The sequence below is a fragment of the Mesorhizobium sp. M0518 genome (assembly GCF_040321125.1).
Taxonomy (GTDB): Bacteria; Pseudomonadota; Alphaproteobacteria; order Rhizobiales; family Rhizobiaceae; genus Mesorhizobium.
Genome location: NZ_JAMYQY010000018.1, coordinates 142501 through 144021, shown reverse-complemented (window position 1 = coordinate 144021; position 1521 = coordinate 142501). Strand labels below are relative to the sequence as shown.

Sequence of the window (1521 nt, the reverse complement as noted above, 5' to 3'; positions counted from 1 at the left end):
CCCTAAGCAAGCGTTTGCTTGCATTCCCTTAGCAAGCGTTTGCTTGCATTCCCTTAGCAAGCGTTTGCTTGCATTCCCTAAGCAAGCGTTTGCTTGCGTTCCTAAGCAAGCGCTTGCTTGCTTTTTTTGTGTAAGCCGAGGCCTACAGATAGGTATATGGCTGACCAAATGAAAGGGCCGCTTACGCGGCCCGTGATCCCTTGGCGGGCCATTTCATAAAGAGAAGATTTCTCTCACATCCGATTGGATGTGAGTTCAACGTGCGTTTGGCAGACCTGGCAGCGACCTACTCTCCCGCGTCTTGAGACGAAGTACCATCAGCGCTGGAGCGTTTCACGGCCGAGTTCGGAATGGGATCGGGTGCAGCCGCTCCGCCATAACCACCAGGTCGGCAAAACGCACGTTGTTCGAGAAGCTTTTTTGAGCGAATAGCCAATAGTGAGTAGCGAATAGGGACCCTATTTGCTGCTTTCTCTGAGCTGTTCGCTGGTCTTTTTGTGCCTTTACAGTTCTTTGGATCCTGACGCCTTTCGAAGCGAAGCTTCGCAAGGTCGACCGACCGTCGGCGCTGATGCGCCGCACCCACGTAGCGCCGCCCGCAGGGCGGAACAAGCGTGAGTGAGAACATCTGACTTTGTCAGATGAGCATAAGGAATGAGAACGATCAAGCCGATCGAACTATTAGTACCGGTAAGCTTCAAGCGTTGCCGCTCTTCCACACCCGGCCTATCAACGTGGTCGTCTTCCACGGTTCTCAGGGAATACTCGTTTTAAGGTGGGTTTCCCGCTTAGATGCCTTCAGCGGTTATCCCGTCCGGATATAGCTACCCTGCTATGCGGCTGGCGCCACAACAGGTCCACCAGAGATCCGTCCATCCCGGTCCTCTCGTACTAGGGACAGATCCTTTCAATATTCCTACACCCACGGCAGATAGGGACCGAACTGTCTCACGACGTTCTGAACCCAACTCACGTACCGCTTTAAATGGCGAACAGCCATACCCTTGGGACCTGCTCCAGCCCCAGGATGCGATGAGTCGACATCGAGGTGCCAAACAACCCCGTCGATATGGACTCTTGGGGGTCATCAGCCTGTTATCCCCGGCGTACCTTTTATCCGTTGAGCGATGGCCCTTCCACGCGGGACCACCGGATCACTATGACCGACTTTCGTCTCTGCTCGACTTGTCAGTCTCGCAGTCAGGCAGGCTTATGCCATTGCACTCAGCGAACGATTTCCGACCGTTCTGAGCCCACCATCGCGCGCCTCCGTTACTCTTTAGGAGGCGACCGCCCCAGTCAAACTACCCACCATACATTGTCCCGGACCCGGATAACGGGCCGCGGTTAGACATCCATAGTAATAAGGGTGGTATTTCAAGGGTGGCTCCACCTGAGCTGGCGCCCAGGTTTCAAAGCCTACCACCTATCCTACACATGCCACTACGAATGCCAATGTAAAGCTATAGTAAAGGTGCACGGGGTCTTTCCGTCTAACCGCAGGAACCCCGCATCTTCACG

The 1521-nt window shown here is 54.5% G+C and carries 2 rRNA genes (1 of these 2 only partly in view); both read right to left on the bottom strand.

Annotation, left to right across the window (positions count from 1 at the left end):
- Positions 1-273: 273 nt before the first annotated feature.
- A 5S ribosomal RNA gene (gene rrf, locus NKI66_RS24250) occupies positions 274-388 on the bottom strand.
- Between the two features lie 272 nt (positions 389-660).
- A 23S ribosomal RNA gene (locus NKI66_RS24245) occupies positions 661-1521 on the bottom strand; it runs 1961 nt beyond the window's last position.